Source organism: Streptomyces coacervatus, assembly GCF_029223485.1.
Lineage (GTDB): Bacteria > Actinomycetota > Actinomycetes > Streptomycetales > Streptomycetaceae > Streptomyces > Streptomyces coacervatus.
On record NZ_JARHTP010000009.1, the window covers coordinates 159,280 to 178,633 of the forward strand.

At 73.3% G+C, this 19,354-nt stretch carries 3 protein-coding genes and 3 pseudogenes; all 6 read left to right on the top strand.

From position 1 onward, the window contains the following. Positions 1-18: 18 nt before the first annotated feature. A complete protein-coding gene (locus P2Q00_RS23175) occupies positions 19-1,317 on the top strand; it encodes a cysteate synthase (protein ID WP_275774577.1) in 1,299 nt (432 codons plus the stop codon). Continuing rightward, positions 1,314-8,966: a non-ribosomal peptide synthetase gene (locus P2Q00_RS23180; RefSeq protein WP_275774578.1), complete on the top strand. Its 7,653-nt coding sequence runs from the start codon at positions 1,314-1,316 to the stop codon at positions 8,964-8,966. Before P2Q00_RS23175 ends, P2Q00_RS23180 begins: the two co-directional genes overlap by 4 nt. Positions 8,967-8,972: 6 nt before the next feature. Beyond that, positions 8,973-13,418 (top strand): annotated as a pseudogene (locus tag P2Q00_RS23185) (amino acid adenylation domain-containing protein); the annotation flags it as partial. A 186-nt stretch (positions 13,419-13,604) separates the two neighbouring features. Continuing rightward, a pseudogene (locus P2Q00_RS51145) lies at positions 13,605-13,760 on the top strand (phosphopantetheine-binding protein); the annotation flags it as partial. Between the two features lie 159 nt (positions 13,761-13,919). Continuing rightward, positions 13,920-15,278: pseudogene (locus P2Q00_RS51150) on the top strand (condensation domain-containing protein); the annotation flags it as partial. 61 nt (positions 15,279-15,339) lie between these two features. After that, positions 15,340-19,308 (top strand): non-ribosomal peptide synthetase, encoded by a 3,969-nt coding sequence (locus tag P2Q00_RS23190; protein WP_275774580.1) that lies wholly within the window; start codon positions 15,340-15,342, stop codon positions 19,306-19,308. Positions 19,309-19,354: the final 46 nt, after the last annotated feature.

Here is a 19,354-nt window from a genome sequence, read left to right on the forward strand (position 1 = left end):
TGCGGAAGGCAAGCGAACATGTCCGGAGTACGCCCGGGAACACGTCACTACACAGTTGTCTGTTCCTCATGCGGAACCCGATACGAGGACGACGGCCTCCTACTGGACTGCTCCCGTCGGCACGAGCCGGCATTCCTGCACACCGACTACGACAGAACCGGAACCCGCGCCGGGGAGAGCACCGGCCTGTTCCGGCACGCCCCGCTGCTGCCGGTGGTGCGCACCTTCCCAGACGTCCCCGGACCGGTTGTCCACCCCGCCGAACGGCTCGGCCGCAGCATCGGCCTCGACCGGCTGTGGATCGCCTTCAACGGGTACTGGCCGGACCGCGGGGCGTACCTGCCGACCTGTACCTTCAAGGACCTGGAGGCCTACACGGTGCTCGGCCGGCTGCCCGCCGACCCGCCCGTGCTGGTGATTCCCTCGGCGGGCAACACCGCCGCCGCCTTCGCCTGGGCCGCCACCCGCCACCAGGTGCCCTGTCTGCTCGTCGTGCCCGCGCCGGCCCTGGAGCGGATGCGTTTCCCCGCCCCGCTCCACCCCTGTGTCCGGATCGTCGTCCTCGACGGCACCGCCACCTACAGCGACGCCATCGCCTGCGCCGACCTGCTCTCCGCGCTGCCCGGCCACCACGCCGAGGGCGGCTCGCGCAACGTCGGCCGCCGGGACGGCCTGGGCACCGTCATGCTGGCCGCGGCCGACGCCCTCGGCCGGCTGCCGGAGACCTATGTGCAGGCCGTCGGCAGCGGCACCGGAGCGATCGGCTGCCATGAAGCGGCAGGCCGGCTGCGCGCCGAGGGCGAGGCGTCGCCCCGTCTGCTGATGTGCCAGAACGCGCCGTTCGCCCCGCTGTACGAGGCCTGGCGATGTACCGGCGCGGCGCCCGCCGACCTCGAACACGAACCGCTGGCCCGTGAACTGACCAACCGGCGCCCGCCGTTCACCGTCCGTGGCGGGGTCCGCGATGTGCTCACCGAGAGCGGCGGCGACGTCCTGTGCACTGACAACGTTGCTGCCCTGGACGCCATGGCCCTCTTCGAGGAGACCGAGGGCATCGACATCGAACCCGGCGCCGGTGTGGCCCTGGCCGCCCTCGCCGAGGCCGTACGCGACGGCCATGTCCGCCGCGACGAACTCGTCCTCCTCAACATCACCGGCGGCGGCCGGGCCCGCCAGGCCCACGACCTGGCGCTGATACCCGCCGAGCCCTGGTTGCGTGTGCCCTGGCCCGGCCGGGAGGAGGGCCCGCGGGCCGTCGCCGAGCTCGTGGCAGGGCAGTCGACCGGCCTCGCGACCGCCACGGAGGCCGCCCGATGACCGTTCCGCGCCCCCTGGACGTGTCCGTCGCCCAGCGCTCGATGTGGTTCGGGCAGCGGCTCGACCCCGCCGGGCCCGCCTACAACGTGGGCGAATACACCGAGATCCACGGCCCCGTCGATCCCGTCCGCTTCCGGGAGGCCGTCGAGCAGGTGGTGGCGGCCACCGAGACGCTCCGGGTCCGGTTCGCGGCCGATGACGACTCCGTCCGCCAACTCGTCGAGACCGACCCCGCCTGGGACCTGCCCGTCGTCGACCTCGCGGACGAACCCGAGCCCCGGTCGGCCGCCCAGGCCTGGATGATCGCCGACTTCGCGACGCCGTTCGACCTGGAGCGGTCCCCGCTCTTCCGGTACACGCTGCTGAAGCTCGCGGACGATCACTGGATCTGGTACCAGCCCTACCACCACATCGCCGTCGACGGTTACAGCTGCTCCCTCATCGCGAGCCGCGTCGCCGACGCCTACACCGCCCTCGTCGCGGGCACGCCCCACACCCCGCCACTTTCGCCCCTCGCCCCGCTGGCCGAGGCGGACGAGGCCTACCGTGCAGGCGAACGGCACGCGTCGGACCGGGAGTTCTGGACGACCGCGCTCGCCGACCGCCCCGAGCCGGTGAGTCTCTCCGCCCGACCGCCGCACGTCGCCGGGCACTTCCTCCGCCGCACCGGTCATCTCCCGCAAAATGCAGGGGACTTGGTGCACCAGGCCGCCGAAGAGGCCGGCACGCGCTGGTCGCGCGTCCTGCTCGCTGCGACCGCCGCCTATCTGCACCGGCTCACCGGAGCCCGGGACATCGTCCTGGGCCTCGCCGTCACCGCCCGCGAGAGCGAGACCGAACTCGCGACACCGGGCATGGCGTCCAACGTGCTTCCGCTGCGGCTGTCCGTACGGCCCGACACCGCCGCCCACGACCTCGTACGCCAGGCGGCCTCCGCCACCCGCGAGCTGCTGGCGCACCAGCGCCACAGGGGCGAGGACCTGCGCCGCGAGCTGGACTGGCCCCAGGGCGGGAGGCGCTTCTTCGGGCCCGTCGTCAACATCATGGCGTTCGGGCCGGAGTTGCGGTTCGCCGGGCACGCCACCACCCGCCACAACCTGTCCACGGGGCCCGTCGAGGACCTCGCCGTCAACGTCTACGACCGCGCGGACCGCCACGGCTTCCGCATCGACCTGGATGCCGGCCCCGGTCACTACAGGGACGCCGAACTCACCGCTCACCACCGGCGTTTCACCCGCTTCGTGGAGCACTTCGCCGCAGCGGTGGTCGCCGATGCCCCGGTCGGACGGGTCGAGGTGACGCTGCCGGAGGAACGGGCGGAGGCGCAGCTTGCCGGCCCCCCTGCGTCCGGTGCGGCAGCGACCGTCCCCGAACTGTTCGCGGCCCGGGTCGCGGCCGCCCCGGAGGCCACCGCGATCATCCAGGGTGAACGGACCACGACCTACCGGCAGTTGAATGCCCGCGCCAACCGCCTTGCGCACCGGCTGATCGCCCTCGGTGTCCGGCCGGAGGACCGCGTCGCGGTCCTGATGGGCCGTTCCGACAGCCTTCTCACCGCGCTTCTGGCCGTACTCAAGACCGGCGGTGCCTACGTCGGCCTCGACCCGCGCGCACCGGCCGCCCGCGCCCGGCACATCCTGGCCGAGACCGGCGCGAACGTCCTGCTCGCCGACACTGTGCCCACCGAGTCGTACGACGGCACGGTGGTCGTCAGTGCCGACGACCCGACGCTCGCCGCCGAACCGGACACGGACCCCGCCGTGCCACTGGACCCGGTCCAACTCGCCTACGTCAGCTACACCTCCGGTTCCACCGGCATTCCCAAGGGCGTCGCCGTCACCCATCTCGACGTCACCGCCCTGGCCGCAGACTCGGCGTTCGGTGAGGGTGGGCACGCGCGCGTGCTGGTGCACTCGCCGACCGCCTTCGACGCCTCCACGTACGAGATGTGGGTGCCGCTGCTGAACGGCGGCACCGCGGTGGTCGCCGGGCCGGACGAGGACGTGGACGCCCACGTCGTCGCGCGCCTGACGGAGCGTCACGGGCTGACCGCGCTGTGGCTGACCGCCGGGCTGTTCCGGCTGGCCGCCGAGGAGGACCCGGGCTGTTTCGCGGGGCTGCGCCAGGTGTGGACCGGCGGTGAGGCCGTCCCCGCCGACGCCGTGCGTCGAGTCCTGGCAGCCTGCCCGGGGCTGACGGTCACCGACGGCTATGGCCCGACCGAGACCACCGCCTTCGCCACCTCCCGCCCCTGCACGGCGAACACCCTGGTCCCCGACCCGCTGCCGATCGGCCGCCCCCTGGACGGCATGCGGACGTACGTCCTCGACTCGGCCCTGCAGCCGCTCCCGCCGGGCACGGTGGGGGAGTTGTACGTCGCCGGTCCCGGCGTGGCCCGCGGCTACCTGGGCCGCCCGGGCGCGACCGCCGAACGCTTCGTCGCCGACCCGTACGGCCCGCCCGGCGCCCGTATGTACCGCACCGGCGACCACGCGCGTGTGACGCCCGACGGCGAGCTGGAGTTCCACGGCCGCGCCGACGGCCAGATCAAGCTCCGCGGCTTCCGCATCGAACCCGGCGAGATCGAAACGGCCCTCGCCGCCCACCCGGAGGTCACCCAGGCGGTGGCCGTCATCCGCGAGGTCCGGCCCGGTGATCGACGGCTGGTCGCATACGCGGTGTGTGCAGAGGGCACCACTACCGCCTCGGACGCCCTGCGCGACCATCTCGCCGCCTGCCTCCCCGACTTCATGGTCCCCTCGGCCGTCGTCGTCCTCGACAGGCTGCCGCTGACGCCCAACGGCAAGCTCGACCGGGCCTCGCTGCCGGCCCCGCCCGCAGCTGCCGCCCCGCAGCCGCACGCCGCCCCGCGCACCCCGCACGAACAGCTCCTGTGCGCCCTGTTCGCCGATGTGCTCGGGCTGCCGGAGGTCGGCCCCCGCGACGGGTTCTTCGCGCTCGGCGGTCACTCGCTGCTCGCCCTGCGTCTGCTGGGCCGCATCCGCAGCGTCCTCGGCGTCGAACTGGCCCTGCGGGACGTCTTCCAGGCGCCCACTCCGACCGGGCTGGCCCGGCTGCTGGCCGATGCCGGGAAGGCCGTACGAACAGCTCCGCGGCCGATTCCCCGCAAGGGCCTGGGCGAGGTTCCGTTGTCGTCCGCTCAGCGGCGGCTGTGGTTCCTGCACCGTCTGGAGGGTCCGAGCGCGGCCTACAACATCCCTCTCGCCGTACGGCTGACCGGCGCCCGCCTCGACAGGGACGCCCTGCGCGCGGCCCTCGCCGACCTCGTCGCCCGCCACGAGATCCTGCGCACCGTCTACCCCGACGCCGACGGTCTTCCGTGCCAGCGGCTGCTGGCGCCCTTCACGCCGGACCTGGATGTCGTCGACCATCCGACCGATGCCGAACTGTCGTATCGACTGGGGCAGTTGGCGGGGGAGGGGTTCCGGATCGAAGAGGAAGCCCCGTTCCGGGCGCACCTCCTCGTGCTCGGCCCCGAGGATCACGTGCTCCTGCTCGTACTGCACCACATCGCCGGCGACGGCTGGTCCATGGACCCCCTTCTGCTCGACCTGGCGACCGCCTGTCGGGCACGGCTGGAGGGGCGCGAGCCGGGCTGGGCGCCGCTGCCCGTCCAGTACGCCGACTACTGCGTCTGGCAGCACGAGATGCTCGGCGACGAGCAGGACCGACAGCTCGACCACTGGCGTGAGGCGCTCGCCGGACTCCCCGACGAACTCCCGCTCCCGGCCGACCGTCCGCGTCCCGCCCGCGCCACCCACCAGGGCGGCGACATCCCCGTCCGGCTGGACGCGGACCTGCACCGGCGGCTGCGCGCGCTGGCCGCCGAGACCGGCACGACGGTGTTCATGGTCGTGCAGGCGGGGCTCGCCGCCCTGCTCACCCGGCTGGGCGCGGGCACCGACATCCCGCTCGGCACACCGGTCGCGGGCCGCGCCGACGAGGTGCTGGACGACCTGGTCGGCTGCTTCGTCAACACCCTCGTCCTGCGCACCGACACCTCGGGCGACCCCGGCTTCCGGGAACTGCTCGGCCGGGTCCGGGAGACCGATCTGGCGGCCTACACCCACCAGGAGCTGCCGTTCGAGCACCTGGTGGAGGCCCTCAACCCGCCCCGCTCGCTCGCCCGGCACCCGCTCTTCCAGGTGATGCTCGCCTTCCGTCCCACCGCCGGACCCCGCCTCGGCCTCCCCGGACTGCACACCCGCACGCTGCCCGTGGAGACCGGAGCCACCAAGATCGACCTGACCTTCAACCTGGGCGAACACCGCACCGCCGACGGCTCCCCGGACGGCATCGAGGGCATCCTCCAGTACAGCGCCGACCTCTTCGACCGGAGTACCGCAGAGGAACTGGCCGCCCGGCTGGAACGTCTGCTGCGGGCCGCGGTCCGCGCACCCGACCGCGCCATCGGCGCCCTTGACATCCTCGCGGACGGCGAACGCCACCGCCTGCTGGCCGAGTTCAACGACACGGCACGTGAGGTGCCGGACACCACCTTCCCCCGGCTCTTCGAAGCGCGCGCCGCCGAGGCGCCGGACGCCGTCGCGGTCGAGGACTCAAGGACGTCTCTGACGTACCGTCAACTAGATGTCACGGCCGACAGGTTGGCGCGCGCCCTCACCTCCCACGGTGCCGGTCCGGGGCGGATCGTCGCGTTCTCGCTGCCCCGGTCGGTCGACCTCGCCGTCGCCGTGCTCGCCGTCCTCAAGGCGGGCGCGGCCTATCTGCCGCTGGACCCGGAGCATCCGGCCGAGCGCACCGTCCATCTGCTCGCCGACGCGGATCCCGTGTGCCTGATCGCCAGGGACCGGCTCGGCTTCGAGGCCGGCTGTCCCACGGTGGATCCGGATGCGGCCCCGGACGCCCCGGACATGCCCCTTCCCTGGGCCCGGCCCGCCGACCCCGCCTACCTGATCTACACCTCCGGCACCACCGGCCGCCCCAAGGGCGTCGTCGTCGAGCACCGCAACCTCACCACCTACGTGGCCCGCTGCGTCGAGGCCTACCCGAGCCTGCGCGGCACCTCGCTGCTGCACGCCACGATGTCCTTCGACGCCACCGTGACCACCCTGCACGGGGCGCTCGCCGCCGGCGGCCGGGTGCACATCGCCGGCTTCCACAGTGCGGGCGCGGCGCCGGTGAACGGTGGCTACGCCTTCCTCAAGGCGACCCCCAGCCACCTCCCGTTGCTGCCCGCCCTGCCGCACGACCTGTCGCCGGGCGAGGAGTTCATGCTCGGCGGCGAGGCACTGGTCGGCGAGGCCCTGCGCGCCTGGCGTCGGGACCACCCCGACGTACGCCTGATCAACCACTACGGCCCGACCGAACTCACCGTCGGCTGCACCGACCACCGCATCGAGCCCGGCGACGACCTGCCGACCGGGCCGGTGCCCATCGGCCGCCCCATGTGGAACACCCGGGCGTATGTGCTCGACACCCGCCTCAACCCCGTACCGGTCGGTGTCGAGGGCGAGTTGTACGTCGCCGGCGGCCACGTGGCCCGCGGCTACTGGAGGCGGCCCGGCCAAACGGCCGAGCGGTTCGTCGCCGACCCCTTCGATCCGACCGGCGGGCGCATGTACCGGACCGGCGACCTGGCCGTGTGGCGGGCCGACGGCACCCTGGAGCTGCGCGGGCGGGCCGACGGCCAGCTCAAGATCCGCGGCCTGCGGATCGAGCCCGGCGAGGTCGAGGGCGTGCTCACCTCCCATCCCGCCGTCGCCCAGGCCGCGGTCGTGGTGCGCGAGGACCGGGCCGGCGTACGGCGCCTGGTCGGATACGTCGTCGGAGCCGCCGAGGCCGACTTCCCCGCCCTGCTGGCGCACGCCGCCCGGCAGCTGCCCGCCCACATGGTCCCCGAGGCGCTCGTGGCGCTCGACGCGCTGCCGATGACGCCCAACGGCAAGCTGGACCGCGCCGCCCTGCCGGCACCGGCCACCGCCCGGGAGACGACCGGCCGGGCTCCGCGCACCCCCGAGGAGCAGGTACTCAGGGACCTGTTCGCCGAGGTCCTCGGGGTCTGTGCCGAGGGCATCGGCGTCGACGACGGCTTCTTCGACCTGGGCGGCGACAGCATCATCTCCATCCATCTGGTGAGCCGAGCCCTCACCGCGGGGCTGCGGCTGACCCCGCGGGACGTGTTCGAGCACAGGACGGTCGCCTGCCTCGCCGCCACGGCGGCAGCCCGGCCGGGCACCGGTCCGGTCCAGGAGCAGGACGCGCCGACCGGCATGCTGCCCCTCACCCCGGCCATGCACCGGCTGCTCGACCGCGGCGGCCCGATCGAGGCGTTCAGCCAGTCCGTCCTGCTCGTCACCCCCGCGGGCGCGGACGAGAAGCGGCTGACGGCCGCCCTGCAGGCGGTACTCGACCATCACGACGCGCTACGGCTGCGCCTGGCGCCCGACGGACGGACGGCGGAGGTTCCGCCGCCTGGGACGATCGAAGCGGCCACGGTGCTTGAACGCATCACCGGACCGGTGGACTTCGGTGATGTGGCGAACAGATCTGCAGCACAACTCGACCCGGAAAGCGGTGAGTTGGTGCATGCAGTGTGGTGCGATACCGGCCCCCACCGCCCCGGCCGACTACTGCTGACGATCCATCACCTGGTCGTGGACGGTGTGTCCTGGCGCATCCTGTGCTCAGACCTGGCCGCGGCCTGGCGCGAGGAGGAGCTGCCCGAGCGGGGCACCTCCTACCGGCACTGGGCCCGACTGCTGGAGCGGGAGGCCCACAGCCCGGCGCGGGCCGCCGAAGTGGACGTATGGCGGGCGATGTCGGAGGCTCCGGCCCCTCTGCTGGGTGCCCGTCGGCCCGACCCGCGGCGAGACCTCGTGGGCGGGATGCGGCACCTCACCCGGCAGCTCCCGGCCGAGACCACCACCGAGCTGCTGACCACCGTGTGCGCAGCCTTCCATGCCGGACCCGACGACGTCCTGATCGCCGCGCTGGCCGCCGCGTTCGTCCGATGGCGGCGGGCCAGGGACGGTCATCCGGGCCTGCTCCTGGACGTCGAGCGGCACGGACGGGAGGAGATCGCCGAAGGCATCGATCTGTCGCGGACGGTCGGCTGGTTCACCAGCGTCGTACCCGCGCGCCTCGACCTTGCAGGAGTCGACCCCGCAGACCCGGCGCAGGTCCTCAAGACCGTCAAGGAACAGCTGAGATCCGTCCCGGACCACGGCATCGGACACGGCCTGCTCCGCCACCTCGACCCGAACAACGGGCCGCTTCTCGCCGTCCTTCCGGCGCCGGAGGTCGGGTTCAACTACCTGGGGCGGACGGCCCGTTCGGGAGGCGGCGACTGGTCGCCGGCGCCGGAGGTGCTGCGCAACCTGGGTGCCGTGCACGACCCCGCCATGTCCGTGGCCCACGGCCTGGAGATCACGGCCGTGACCACCGAGGGCGGCCGGCTCGACACCACCTGGTCCTGGGCCCCCGGCATCTGGTCCGAGGACGACGTGAGCGCCCTCGCGGACCGCTGGTTCGAGGAGCTGACCGCGCAGGCCGAGGGCGGCACCGGCGCGGCGGGCGGGCACACCCCGTCCGATCTGCCCCTGGTGTCCCTGTCCCAAGCAGAGATCGACGAACTCGAAGCCGAGTTCGGCAATGAGTGGAGGTAACCCACGGTGACTCGGTCCGGTTCCGGAATCGCCGACATCCTGCCCCTGTCGCCGCTGCAGGAAGGCCTGCTCTTCCACGCTCTGTACGACGACGAGCAGTCCCCCGACCTCTACGCCACCCAGCAGATCCTGGAGCTCACCGGCCCGGTCGACCCCGCCGCCGTGCGCGCCGCGGGACAGGCCCTGCTCGACCGGCACCCCAACCTGCGCGCCTGCTTCCGTCGACGGGACGCCGGACGGCCGCTGCAGATCGTCCCCACCGACGTCGAACTCCCTTGGGCCGAGGCTGACTTGTCCACCCTCGGCGACGGCGAGCGCGACAAGGAGTGGGAGCGGCTGCTCGACGAGGAGCGTGCCCGACGCTTCGACCTCGCCAAGCCGCCGCTGCTGCGGTACCTGCTGGTCAGGTGGGACCAGGACCGCTACCGCCTGCTCGTCACCAACCACCACATCCTGCTGGACGGCTGGTCGAAGCAGCTGCTGCTGCGCGAGTTCGGCGCCCTGTACGCGGGCGAGCACCCGACCGCCCTGCCGTCGGCGCCCGCCTACCGCGACTATCTCGCCTGGCTGGGACGGCAGGACCGGACCGCCGCCGAGGCCGCCTGGCGCGACGCCCTGGCGGAGAGGGGTGGACCCACCCTGCTCGCCCCCGGCCGGACCGGCGCGGGCACCGTCCTGCCCCATGAACTGGTCGTCGAGCTCCCCGAGCGGCTGACCAGTGCCGGTGAGGGCACCGTCCGGTCCCTCGGGATCACCCTCAACTCGCTCGTGCAGGGCGCCTGGGGTGTGCTGCTGGGCCGCCTGACCGGCCGCACCGACATCGTCTTCGGCCAGACGGTGACGGTGCGTCCGCCGGAACTGCCGAACATCGCCTCCATGGTCGGCTTCTGCATCAACACCGTGCCCACCCACGTCCGTTGGGACGAGGACGGCACCGTAACCGACCTCCTCGGCACGCTCCACGAGCGGCAGGCTGCCCTGCTGCCGCACCAGCACCTCGGACTCGCCGACATCCGGCGCGTCGCGGGCGGCAGCGGCGAACTCTTCGACACCCTGCTGGCCTTCGAGAACCACCCGGCCGCAACCGGCCCCGGAGCGTCCAGGATCACCCAGCTCACCGGCCGCGACGCCACCCACTACCCCCTCACCCTCGCCGTCCTGCCCGGCCGCCGCCTCGCCCTGCGCCTGTCCTACCGGCCCGACCTCTACGACGAGCCGGGCGCCCGACAGCTCGTGGACCGGTTCGCCGCCGTACTGGAGGCCTTCGTGGCGAATCCGGCGCGTCGCGTGCGTGAGGTCGGGATTCTGCTGCCGGGGGAGCGGGAGCGGCTGCTGGGCGGGGCCGTCGGCACGGCCGTATCGTCTTCGGCCACCCTGCCTGAACTGTTCGCGGACCAGGCGGCCCGCACCCCCGACGCCACGGCCGTGGTGCACGAGGGCACCCGTCTCACGTACGCCGAACTGGACGCGCGGGCCAACCGCCTGGCGCACCTGCTGGCGGCGCGCGGCGCGGGCCCGGAGCGGCTGGTGGCCCTCGCGCTGCCGCGTTCGCCGGAGCTGGTGGTGGCCGTGCTGGCGGTCCTGAAGACCGGCGCCGCGTATGTGCCGCTGGACCCTGAGTACCCGACGGACCGGCTGGCGTTCATGCTGGCCGACGCCGATCCGGTGCTGCTGGTCACGGCGGCGGACATGGCGCCGGACCTGCCCGCGTGCGAGGTCCCCGTGGTCACGCCGGACGAGTCGCTGACATATCCCGGCACGGCACCCGAGACGCCGTTCCTGACCGGCGACCACATCGCCTACGTCATCTACACCTCGGGCTCCACGGGACGGCCGAAGGGCGTCGCGGTCCCGCACCGGAACGTCGTGCGGCTCTTCTCGGCCACCCGGCACTGGTTCGACTTCGGCCCGGACGACGTCTGGACGCTGTTCCACTCCTACGCGTTCGACTTCTCGGTGTGGGAGCTGTGGGGCGCGCTGCTGCACGGCGGCACGCTCGTGGTCGTCCCGTACACCGTGAGCCGTGAACCGGAGGAGTTCCTGCGGCTGCTGGCGCGCGAGCGCGTCACCGTGCTGAACCAGACCCCCTCGGCCTTCGGTGAACTCCTGCGCGCGGACGCCGTCCTGCCGGACGTCGGGCGCGAACTGGCCCTGCGGTACGTGGTCTTCGGCGGTGAGGCGCTCGACTTCACGCGGGTCGCCGAGTGGTACACCCGGCACCCGCAGGACGCGCCCGTTCTGGTCAACATGTACGGCATCACCGAGACGACGGTCCATGTCACCGGCCTGCCGCTGACCGAGGCCGCGGTATGCGACCGGCCGCAGTCCAGCGGCATCGGACACGCCATCCCGGACCTGCGCGCATACGTCCTGGACGCGGGCCTGCGGCTGGTGCCGCCGGGCGCGACCGGCGAGTTGTACGTGGCGGGAGCGGGCCTGGCGCGCGGGTATCTGGGGCGGCCGGGCCTGACGGCGGGGCGCTTCGTCGCCGACCCGTTCGCCGCCCTTCCCGGTGAACTCATGTACCGCACGGGCGACTTGGTGCGGCAGGCGGCCGACGGGGAGCTGGAGTACCTGGGCCGGGCGGACGACCAGGTCAAGGTCCGTGGCTTCCGCATCGAACTCGGCGAGGTGGAGGCCGCGCTTGCCGGCCACCCCGACGTGGCGCAGGCGGTCGTCCTCGTACGGGACGGGCGGCTGGTCGGCTACGCCGTCGGACGAGACCTCGACGCGGACGCGCTGCGCCGTCACGCGGGGCGGACGCTGCCGGACCACATGGTCCCCTCCGCCGTGGTCGTCCTCGACCGGCTGCCTTTGACCGCCAACGGCAAGCTGGACCGCGCCGCCCTGCCGGAGCCTTCCGTGGACGGCGGGGGCCGACCCCCGCGTACCCCGCAGGAGGAGATCCTGTGCGGGCTCTTCGCCGACGTCCTCGGCCTGGATCCGCACCGGGTCGGCGCGGACGACGGCTTCTTCGACCTGGGCGGCGACTCCCTGCTCGCCATGCGGCTCACCGACCGCATCAGGAGCGCGCTGGGTACCGCACTGCCCGTACGGGCAGTGTTCGAGGCGGCGACCCCAGCCGGGCTGGCCGTGCGGATCGGCGAAACCGAGGGCGGCTCCCGGCGTCCCGAACTCACGGTGCGGGAACGCGGACACGCTCCGATCCCGCTGTCGTACGCCCAGCAGCGGCTGTGGTTCATGGGCCGCCTCGACGGCAGCAACACCTACACCGTTCCCTGCGCCCTGCGCCTCACCGGCCCCCTCGACCGTCCGGCGCTGGAGGCGGCGCTCGCCGACCTCGCGACCCGCCACGAACCGCTACGGACCCTCCACCCCGACTTCCAGGGCACTCCGTACCAGCGGATCCTGGACCCGGCGGCGGGCCGTCCGAGCCTCACCGTCGTGCCGGTCACCGAGGCGGCACTTCCCGCGCTGCTCACCGCCGCCGCCGGGCACCGCTTCGACCTGTCCGCCGAAACGCCGCTTCGGGCCACCCTGTTCACGCTCGACGACGACACGCACGTCCTGCTGCTGCTCGCCCACCACATCGCCGTCGACGGCTGGTCCATGGCACCGCTGATGCGCGACCTGGAGACGGCGTACACGGCCCGGCTCACCGGATGTGCCCCGACGTGGCGGCCACTGCCCGTCCAGTACGCCGACTTCGCACACTGGCAGCGCGAACTGTTCGGCGCGACGGCAGGTGAAACGGGGAGTCTGCTGGAACGGCAGACAGCTTTCTGGCGCGAGGCGTTGGCGGGCGCTCCGGAAGAGCTGCCGCTGCCCGCCGACCGGCCCAGGCCCGCCGAGCCCACCGGACGCGGCGACCGAGCCGGCCTCACCGTCGACGCGGAACTGCACGCCGCACTCGCCGACCTCGCCTCGGCCTCCCGGGCCACCCTGTTCATGGTGCTCCAGGCCGGGCTCGCCGCGACGCTGACAAGGCTCGGTTCGGGCACCGACATCACCATGGGCACGCCGGTCGCCGGACGTGCCGACGGCAGGCTGGACGACCTGGTCGGCTTCTTCGTCAACAGCCTCACCCTGCGCACCGACACCTCGGGCAACCCCACCTTCCGTGAACTCCTGGACCGCGTACGGGACTTCGACCTCGCCGCCTACGCCCACCAGGACATACCGTTCGACCTCCTCGTGGACGCCCTCAGCCCACGGCGCACCTTCGCCCGCCATCCGCTGTTCCAGGTCATGCTGGCCTTCACCGGTCACGCCGCGGACGTCGCCCTGTCCCTGCCCGGCCTGGGCGTCGTACGCGAGCCCGTCGAGACCGGCGCGGCACGCTTCGACCTCTGCCTCTACCTGAACGAGCGCCGTCACGACGACGGCACCCCGGCGGGCATCGACGGCGTCGCCGAGTACAGCACCGACCTGTTCGACCCGGCCACGGCCCAGTGGCTCACCCGGCAGCTCGTCCATTTCCTGGCCGCCGTCGCAGCCGACCCCGGCCTGCGCATGGAGGACGTGGACCTCCCGGCGGACGACGAACGCCGGCGACGCGGTCGGTGGAACGCGGCCTCCGAAGAAGCCGGCCAGGCATCGCCCGCGCTCGCACAGGAGCCCGGGCCCGCTGCCGGACAGGAACCGGCGACCCCGGCCGAGCGCATCCTCGCCGGGCTCTTCCGCGAGCTGCTCAAGCTGTCCGAAGTCCCCCTCGACCAGGATTTCTTCGCCCTCGGCGGCGACAGCATCACCTCGATCCGGCTGGTGAGCCGGGCAGCCGAGGCCGGAGTCGTGATCAGCGCCCGGGACGTCTTCAAGCACCAGACGGTCAAGGAGCTGGCGGCGGTGGCTCGTGGGCCGGCCGGCGGTTGCGTCGACGGTGTCGGCGCGGCCGGCGTCCACGACGCCGACGGTGTGGGCCCGGTCCCGCTCACTCCCATCATGCGGTGGCTGCTCGAACGCGGCGGCCCGATCGGCCGGTTCAGCCAGTCCGTCCTGCTGACGGTCCCGGAGGGCGCCGGTCTGCCGCGGCTGACCGACGCCCTGCAGGCGGTGCTCGACCACCACGACATGCTGCGCTCCCGGCTCACCCCGAGCCTGGAACTCGACGTCAGCCCGGTCGGCCGCGTCCACGCCGCGGACCTGCTCGACCGCCGGGACGTCTCCGGCAGGTCCGGCACGGACGACCTTTACGCATGCGTGGCCGAGGAGTTCGACCGGGCTGTGGGACGGCTCGACCCGGCGGCCGGGGCGATGGTCCGGGCCGTGTGGTTCGACGCCGGAGCGGACCGGGCCGGGCGGCTGCTGCTGGTCGTCCACCATCTGGCCGTGGACGGCGTGTCCTGGCGCATCCTCGTACCCGATCTGAAAGCCGCCTGGGAGGCCGTCGCCGCAGGACGCAGTCCCCAACTGCCGCCCGTCGCAACGTCGTTCCGCCGCTGGTCCATGGCGCTGGGCCGGCAGGCGCGTACGCCGTCGCGGGTCGCCGAGGCCGAACTGTGGCGCCGTATCGCCGACGCCCCGCGCGCCCCGCTGGGCCTGCGCCCGCTCGACCCCGACCGGGACACCGCCGCCACCACACGCTCGCTGCGGCTGACCCTGCCGCCCGAGACCACGGGACCACTGCTCACCGGCGTCCCGGCCGGCTTCGCCGTCGGTGCCCAGGACGTCCTGCTCACCGGCCTGGCGCTGGCGGTCGCCGACCGGCAGGGCTCCCCGCACGTCGTGCTCGACGTCGAGGGCCACGGCCGGGAGGAGCTGGCGCCCGGGCTCGAACTGTCGGGCACCATCGGCTGGTTCACCTCGCTCTACCCGGTCCACCTGGATCTGGAAGGCGTGGACGTGCGCGACGCCCTGGCGGCTGGGCCCGCCGCCGGCCTCGCCGTCGCCCGGGTCGCCGAGCGCCTGCGTGAACTGCCCGACCAGGGCGCCGGACACGGCCTCCTGCGCCACCTCAACCCGGACACGGCAGCCGAGTTGGCCAAGGCGCCCACACCGGCGATCGGCTTCAACTACCTCGGCCGGTTCAGCGCTCCCGGCACCGCTGCCGGCGAGCCGTGGGCCTTCGCCCCCGAGTCGTCCGCACTCGGCGCCGGCTGCGACCCCGGCCTCGCCGCCGCCCACGCCCTCGACATCAACGCGGTCGTCCACGACACGGCCGCCGGACCGCGGCTGGTGGCCGACTGGGCCTGGCCCGAGGGCGTGCTGACCGAGCCCGAGGTGCGGGCGCTGGCCGAGTCCTGGTTCACCGTGCTCACCGCACTCGTGTCCCGGGCCGGCAGCGGCGCCGGCATGTCGGTCGCGGGCCTGTCCCGGGACGAGCTGGACGAGCTGACCGAGGGCCTCGACTAGCCGGCCGTCCGAGAAGACCCAGCAGCCCCAGCAGAGCCAGAACACAGCGAGACGAGACGACATGACACAGCCCGGGCCGGCCGACGTGCTCCCCCTGACCCCGCTCCAGGAGGGCCTGCTCTTCCACGCTCTGTACGAGCACGAACGGGACGCCCCCGACGTGTACGTCGTGCAGCTGGTCTTCGAACTCGAAGGCCCGGTGGATGCCGAGCGCCTCCGCGCCGCCGCTCAGGCACTGCTGGACCGCCACCCGAACCTGCGGGCGGCCTTCCGGCGGCGCCGCGGCGGCCAGCCGGTGCAGGTCGTCCCGCACCGGGCGACGCTGCCGTGGGCGGCAGCCGATCTGAGCGAGGGAGCCACCGACACCGAGAAGGCGTGGACCGAGCTGCTGGACGAGGACCGGGCCCTCGGGTTCGACCCTGCCACCCCTCCGCTCCTGCGCTGCACCCTGGTCCGCACCGGCGAGCAGCGCCACCGGCTGCTCGTCACCCACCACCACATCCTGCTGGACGGCTGGTCGGTCTCCGTGCTCCTACGGGAACTGCTGGCCCTGTACGCCGCCGACGGCGACCCGGCCGTGCTCGCGCCCGTCCCGCCGTACCGCACCTTCCTGGAGTGGCTGGACCACAGGGACCGTACTGCCGCGGTGGCCGCCTGGCGGGACGCGCTCGCCGACGTGACGGAACCGACCCGACTGGCTCCGGCCAGCACGCCGGGCGCCACCGAACCGGCACAGGCCCGGACCGAACTGTCGCTGGAGACCGGAGCCGCCCTCACGGCCCGTGCCCGGAGCCTCGGCGTGACCGTGAACACTCTCGTCCAGAGCGCCTGGGCGATCCTGCTCGGCCGTCTGACCGGCCGCGACGACATCGTCTTCGGCGCCACCGTCTCCGGCCGCCCGCCCGAACTCCCCGGTGTGGAGTCGATGGTCGGCCTCTTCATCAACACCATCCCGACGCGGGTCCGGCTGCGGCCGGAGGACAGCCTGGGCGCTCTGCTCCGACAGGTCCGGGACGGCTACGTCCGCCTCCTCGACCACCACCATCTCGGCCTGGCCGACATCCAACGGGCCGTGGGTGTCCCGGAGCTCTTCGACAGCCTCGTCATCTTCGAGAACTATCCGGTGGATCCGGAGGCGACGGGCGACGGCCGTGACTGCGGCAGCGGGCTCCGCGTCGTCGGTTCGAGCGGTCGCGACGCCACCCACTACCCCGTGACTCTCGTGGCCCTCCCCGGCCCCCGGCCCCGCTTCCGGCTGGCCTACCACCCGGGACTGTTCGACGCCGTTTGGGCCGACGCCACGCTCGCCCGCCTGGTGCGCATCCTTGAGGCCATCGTGGCCGACCCGGAACTCCCGCAGGGCCGCCTGGGGCTCCTGGCGCCCGGGGAACTCCCGCGGCGGACCGGGCTCACGCCGCCCGCGACCCGCACCCTCACCGACCTCTGGGCGGCCCAGGCCGCGGCCACCCCGAACGCCGACGCCGTACTGGACCGCGGCACCCGGCTCACGTACCGCGAACTGGACGCCCGGGCCGAGCAGTTGGCCGGTCGCCTCACCGCCCACGGAGCAGGCCCCGAGCGGGTCGTCGGCATCGCACTGCCCCGTACGGCGGAGCTGGTCGTCGCCGTCCTCGCCGTACTGAAGACCGGTGCCGCCTATCTTCCGCTCGACCCTGCCTACCCTGCCGACCGCCTGGCGTACATCGTCGCCGACGCCCGCCCGGTCGTCGTCCTCGCCACCGCCCAGACGGCGGGGTCGCTGCCGAAGGACACACCGCTGCTCAACTCCGAAGTCGGGATGACGGACCATCAATACCTCGTCCCCTCAAGGAGCTTGACGCCGGACAACCTCGCCTACATCACCTACACCTCCGGCTCCACCGGCCGCCCCAAGGGTGTTCTCGCCACACACCGCAACGCCGTCGAGTTCGTCGAGTGGACCCATGCAGAGTTCGGTGCCGAGCGGCTGGCCGAGGTGCTCTTCTCGACCTCGCTCAACTTCGACGTGTCCGTGTTCGAGATCTTCTCGCCGCTGCTGTGCGGCGGCCGTATCGAGATCGTCGAGAACCTCCTCGCACTCACCGAGGGCACCCCCCGGGACGCCGGCCTGATCAGCGGCGTACCCACGGTCATCGCCGGCGTGCTCGCCGAGCGGCCGGCCGTCTCACCGCACACGGTCGCCCTCGGCGGCGAACCGATCCCCGAACACCTCCGCGCCGGCATCGAGGCGGCCTTCCCCGGGGCACGGCTCGTCAACTTCTACGGGCCCACCGAGGCGACCATCTATGCCACCGCCTGGCAGTCCGGCGCCGACCCGGACGACAAGGCCGCGCCACCCATCGGCCGCCCCCTTGCCCGCAACCTCGTCCACCTCCTCGACCCGGCGCTGCATCCCGTGCCCGACGGCGCCGTCGGCGAGCTGTACGTGGCGGGCGGCGGCCCCGCCCGCGGCTACCTCGGCAGGCCGGGTCTGACGGCCGAGCGGTTCGTCGCCGACCCCTTCGGCGGACCGGGGGAACGCATGTACCGCACAGGCGACCTGGCGGTGCGCGGCTCCGACGGGCAACTGCGCTTCCTGGGCCGGGCCGACCACCAGGTGAAGCTCCGCGGCTTCCGGATCGAACTGGGCGAGATCGAAGCCGTACTCGCCGCACATCCGGCCGTCGCCGAGGCGGCGGCCACGGTGGGGGAGGGCCGGCGCGGCGGGAAACAACTGGTCGCCTACGTCGTGCCCGCCGAGGCGGCGACGCCGAACGCGAGCGCCGACGACCTCCGCGACCACCTCGCCCGCACCCTCCCCGCCCACATGATCCCCTCGGCGTTCGTCACGCTCGCAGCACTCCCGCACACAGCCAGCGGCAAGCTGGACCGCAAGGCGCTGCCCGCCCCCGACGCGCCGCTCGCCGCGAAGACGGCCCCGCGTACCGAGCAGGAGGAGACCCTGCGCGGAATCTTCGCCGAGGTCCTCGGCCTCGCCCCCGCCCAGGTCGGCGTCCACGACGGCTTCCTCGATCTCGGCGGCCACTCCCTGCTGGCCCCCCGCCTGACCTCGCGCATCCGTGCCGAACTCGGCGTCGAACTGCCCCTGCGCGCCCTCTTCCACACACCGACCGTGGCGGCGCTGGCCAGGCTGCTGGCCGAAGGCCACCACCCTGGAGGGCCGGACCGTTCCGGAGAGGCCGACCGTTCCGGAGAGCTCGACCGTCCCGGAGGGTCCGACCGGACCGGCCAGTCGGGTACGGCCCCGGTCGGCCCCCTGCTCCCGCTGCGCACCCGAGGCGACCGTGAACCCCTGTTCTGCCTTCCTCCGGCCTCCGGTCTGTCCTGGGGCTTCGCCGGGCTGGCCCGTCACATCGACCCCGGCCGCCCGCTGTACGGTCTGCAGTCCCGTGGCCTGATCCCGGGCCAGGACCGGGCCGGCAGCCTGGCCGAGGCGGTCGCCGAGCACATCGCGCTCATCCGCGAGACACAGCCGCACGGCCCGTACCATCTGCTCGGCTACTCCATGGGCGGCCTCGTCGCGTACGACGTCGCCGTAGCCCTGCAGGCGGCCGGAGAGCAGGTCGCACTCCTCGCGCTGCTCGACGCCTTCCCCGGGGCCTGGATCCGACAGGGCCCCGCCCGGTCCGACCGCCCGGCCCTGCTGCGCAGCCTCCTCGCCATCCTCGGCCGCCAGGTGCCCGAAGACGAGACGGAACCGCTGTCCGAGAGCCGGTTCGCCGAGCTGGTGCGCCGCGTACCCGACATGCCCGGCGCCCTCGACGACGCCGAACTGGCGGCCCTGGTCGACGTGACGGCGAACAACCGGCGTCTGCTGGGCGAGTTCGCCCCCGCGTCGTACCGCGGGGATCTGCTGTTCTTCACCGCCGCCCAGGATCCGGACGCGATCCCCGACCGGCACCGCTCCTGGCAGCCGTACGTCGAAGGCCGCATCGACCACCACGACATCCCCTGCACGCACGGAGAGATGACCCGGCCCACGTCACTGGACCGCATCGGCCCGGTGCTGGACAGCCGGCTCCGAAAGTAGTCCGAACGCATCGGACGCAACCGCCCACAACTTTTCACCACAGGAG

What these genes read in the sequence shown, in the direction of transcription:
- P2Q00_RS23190 (WP_275774580.1), top strand. Translation starts at nt 15,340, where the DNA reads ATGACACAGCCCGGGCCGGCCGACGTGCTCCCCCTGACCCCGCTCCAG.
- P2Q00_RS23180 (WP_275774578.1), top strand. Translation starts at nt 1,314, where the DNA reads ATGACCGTTCCGCGCCCCCTGGACGTGTCCGTCGCCCAGCGCTCGATG.
- P2Q00_RS23175 (WP_275774577.1), top strand. Translation starts at nt 19, where the DNA reads ATGTCCGGAGTACGCCCGGGAACACGTCACTACACAGTTGTCTGTTCC.